Annotated in this window: 5 protein-coding genes; all 5 read right to left on the bottom strand. The window is 38.9% G+C overall.

The window, feature by feature from the left end:
* Positions 1-438 precede the first annotated feature (438 nt).
* The 5 genes from EXZ60_RS18670 to EXZ60_RS18650 all read right to left on the bottom strand — a co-directional run bounded on the left by EXZ60_RS18670 (position 439) and on the right by EXZ60_RS18650 (position 2,874).
* On the bottom strand, positions 439-846 hold the full coding sequence (locus EXZ60_RS18670) for a hypothetical protein (RefSeq protein ID WP_277436139.1): 408 nt from the start codon (positions 844-846) through the stop codon (positions 439-441).
* Positions 831-1,385: a toxin-antitoxin system HicB family antitoxin gene (locus tag EXZ60_RS18665; protein WP_277436138.1), complete on the bottom strand. Its 555-nt coding sequence runs from the start codon at positions 1,383-1,385 to the stop codon at positions 831-833. Before EXZ60_RS18665 ends, EXZ60_RS18670 begins: the two co-directional genes overlap by 16 nt.
* Complete coding sequence (locus EXZ60_RS18660; protein ID WP_277436137.1) at positions 1,382-1,690, bottom strand: hypothetical protein; 309 nt, start codon at positions 1,688-1,690, stop codon at positions 1,382-1,384. The genes EXZ60_RS18665 and EXZ60_RS18660 overlap by 4 nt, the downstream gene beginning before the upstream one ends.
* A gap of 260 nt (positions 1,691-1,950) precedes the next feature.
* The gene (locus tag EXZ60_RS18655) at positions 1,951-2,358 is read right to left on the bottom strand and encodes an SH3 domain-containing protein (protein ID WP_277436136.1); all 408 of its coding nucleotides are present in this window, start codon (positions 2,356-2,358) and stop codon (positions 1,951-1,953) included.
* Between the two features lie 153 nt (positions 2,359-2,511).
* On the bottom strand, positions 2,512-2,874 hold the full coding sequence (locus tag EXZ60_RS18650) for a hypothetical protein (RefSeq protein ID WP_277436135.1): 363 nt from the start codon (positions 2,872-2,874) through the stop codon (positions 2,512-2,514).
* Positions 2,875-3,018 lie beyond the last annotated feature (144 nt).

The following is a 3,018-nucleotide window of genomic DNA, read 5'->3' as shown; positions in this document are numbered from 1 at the left end:
CTCTACGATTACATGGTCAAATGTATGAAAGAACTGGCAAAGCCAGAGCCTGATATTAACTCTCTTCTGCCTTGGAACGTCTCACACTGAAATTAAAACGCCCCGTGGGATTATGGGGCGCATACGCCGCACCTACCTCGCGCTTACTCGAAAATTGACTGAGGCAACACTCTGAATTTCCAGCGCCAAAGAATAAATGTCCGGAAAACAGCGCCAAACGAAGCCAACTTGCCGACAAGCACAAAACCAACAAGCCGAGGGAGCAAAGAAAAGATGCAACCAACTGATTTGACGTGATTAAACATAACGCCGCATTAAGGTGTGAGCAACGCCACCACTAAGCTTAAATCATAGCGCCATAAACACGAAACCCAACGCGAAGCTGAAAATGCCAAGCGTTGGGAATCACTCTTAAATGCTTTGTTAAGTTTTGTTTACTTATACTAATTCGGGAGCATTGAAATGATAGGGTAAAGTAATTTGTCGCAATCCTGCTCTAGATAGAGTAGCCATTGTATCCTCACGAATTATTGAAAACATCAATGACAAACACTGTTCTACACGATCTTGTTCTGGAAAAGCATTAAAAGCATCCACGTCGTAGATATTGTAATTCGACATGTATTCACCATTTATATTAAATAGCGTTTTGTCTTCATTAAAACCATGAACTTTCAGAGTTGCTATAAGTTGAATTACTTCGTTTGTTTCTGTTTCAATTAACTGCACTTCACAAGAGAACTCCAAAGAGCCACCATTACGTGCCATCTCTGAATCTTCAATTTTAAAACTTGAAGAAAGCAACCTAGTATCGGTTAACTCTACAATATTTAGCTTGCTACCCATTGAAGCTCCTCCCGCTTATCTTTTACTACCCACTGCGGAGACTCTTGAACTTTAAAATTATCAACGTATTCTTTAAACAGATAAGTTGCAGCCACTTTCTGATACTTGTTAATTTGCTCTTGCAAAGCATCAAATCGAGACTTTACTTCTTCAACTACGCTCTTAGAAAGCTGACATTGACCATAGTTCATAGAAAGAGAAGATACTAAGTACTGGTTCAAACTCACATCTTCTAGTTCAGCCTCTTGAATTAATCGAGCATGCAACGTTTTTGGCATACGTAGAGTTACTCTACCACTTGCAAGCTCCCTCTCATCGTAACGAGGAGAAGGTGCAGGAAATGCTATATTTTGCTCTTTACACATTTCATATGCAGTTTCAATTGTATCAAGTGCTAGAGATCTTGCCTCTTCAAACGTGTCACCATACTCTTCAACATCTGAAAGCTCCGCTACTCTCGCTACAAATAGCTCTTCACCTTCAACAATTTCTTTCCTTACTGAAACTGTGTAACGCTCAGGATCAAAGTTTTTCATCATCTTTCACTCATAATTTCCGTTAGTTCGGAATTGTACTTTCTAAGTACACGAATCGTGCTTACTACGTATTGAAACTTCATTGCCCTTTTAGGGTAATGTCCACAATCAATACTGTGGGTTGTGAAAGCCTCACTTGTTTTTTTAGTTAATACTTCATGTACAAAAACTTTATGACCTTCTGTTTTACCTTCTTTCCATGTAAAGCCAATTTCCTCCATGTATAACAGTAAACCATCTTTACCATTACAGGAGATAGATCGCTTTCGGTTTTGAAGGTCATCAATTATCTCGTCTAATCGGCCCATACTCTAATACTAATAGTAAGTGACACTACAGGTGGTGTCATTGATTTTGTTTATAACATTTCGTGATATCGAGTGCAAGAAATGAACGTAAAGTAAAAAGAACTATTGAGTGCGGCATACATAGAAACTTAACGCCCGGCTAAGGGGTTGACAACGCACCGCCGAACTCAAAAAACACACTGTAAACCCTGAACTTCAATTTTGTACTAAAGCCGCCACGCGTTGACAATCCCTCTTGAGCCGTTTGTTATAAGCAATTTTTAGTTGATCCTCTTGAGATGCTTTTGGCTCACCCAATAAAAAGACGATTTATAACGAATCATAGCCCAACCGCTGACAAATGAATGCACATACACTCTTTGACCTTTACTTAAAGTACCAACAATCTCTTTCGAACCAAATGGATTGTCGCGAACATTTAGTTTGGTAGCAGTTACCTCATAGTCGCCAGCTCTTATTTCACTTTGAGATGTATATTTAGATGACTGAACACTAGTAGAAGGTTTTGGTGATGTGTAAGTATTTGAGGAGTAAGTGCCTATACGACAAGTTTTCTTCCATGAAATGCATGAGTTTCCACATGGCTGCCCTTTTTTACAGTTCTTGGCTTGAACGTTGAACCCAAAAGTCAAACCAAGGAACAAAACTAAAAGAATCTTATATTTCACTCTCATTATTCCATAATTGCTTATAACGCCCAATTAAGGTGTGAAGCACGCGACCACGACACACAATTTGACCGCTGTAAACACTGAACTTAACCCAAACCAAAAATGCCAAGCGTGCTGAATCACTCTTAAATTGTTTGTTAGGCAAAAAACTTAAACATGTCCGTCAAGCTTGCTTGCTATATATGCAAAATAACCCATAGCACATAAAAATGCGACGCCGTTAGCATAAGCAAGCAAACGATCATACGGCACTTTTATTCTATCGTGAAAAATCCCAATCATTGCGAAAGCAACCCAAATCATATTAATTACGGTGAAGGTAACAATGTGAGAAAAGAAAGGTGAATAAGGTATAAAGTGATTTGGCGCGCCACCATTTGCCAAATCAAACAACAGTCTATTTTGTCCGCTAATTGCAGTAACGGTAAATCCCAAAACAACATAGAGAAATGAGATTATTGATGCTTCAATTTTTATTAATTCTGAAAAATCAAGAAGCTTACTTTGTGCCATACTTACTGTTTCCTCTTGTGTAAGCGCATCATAAACCCCACATTCTAATCAATATCGGTACGTCCTAAGATCAAATCTCCAACCTCAAGGAGATCTGAAATGGCAAAACGGCGCACCAACAAAGAATGGCAAACCCTGTTTGAA

The sequence above is a fragment of the Vibrio sp. 1151_11 genome, assembly GCF_029478525.1.
Taxonomy (GTDB): domain Bacteria; phylum Pseudomonadota; class Gammaproteobacteria; order Enterobacterales; family Vibrionaceae; genus Vibrio; species Vibrio anguillarum.
The sequence above is the reverse complement of the archived record's forward strand: the minus strand, read 5'-3'. Positions and strand labels throughout refer to the sequence as shown.

Coding starts and splice junctions, on each gene's coding strand:
- EXZ60_RS18670 (WP_277436139.1), bottom strand. CDS start 846: ATGGGTAGCAAGCTAAATATTGTAGAGTTAACCGATACTAGGTTGCTT.
- EXZ60_RS18665 (WP_277436138.1), bottom strand. CDS start 1,385: ATGATGAAAAACTTTGATCCTGAGCGTTACACAGTTTCAGTAAGGAAA.
- EXZ60_RS18660 (WP_277436137.1), bottom strand. CDS start 1,690: ATGGGCCGATTAGACGAGATAATTGATGACCTTCAAAACCGAAAGCGA.
- EXZ60_RS18650 (WP_277436135.1), bottom strand. CDS start 2,874: ATGGCACAAAGTAAGCTTCTTGATTTTTCAGAATTAATAAAAATTGAA.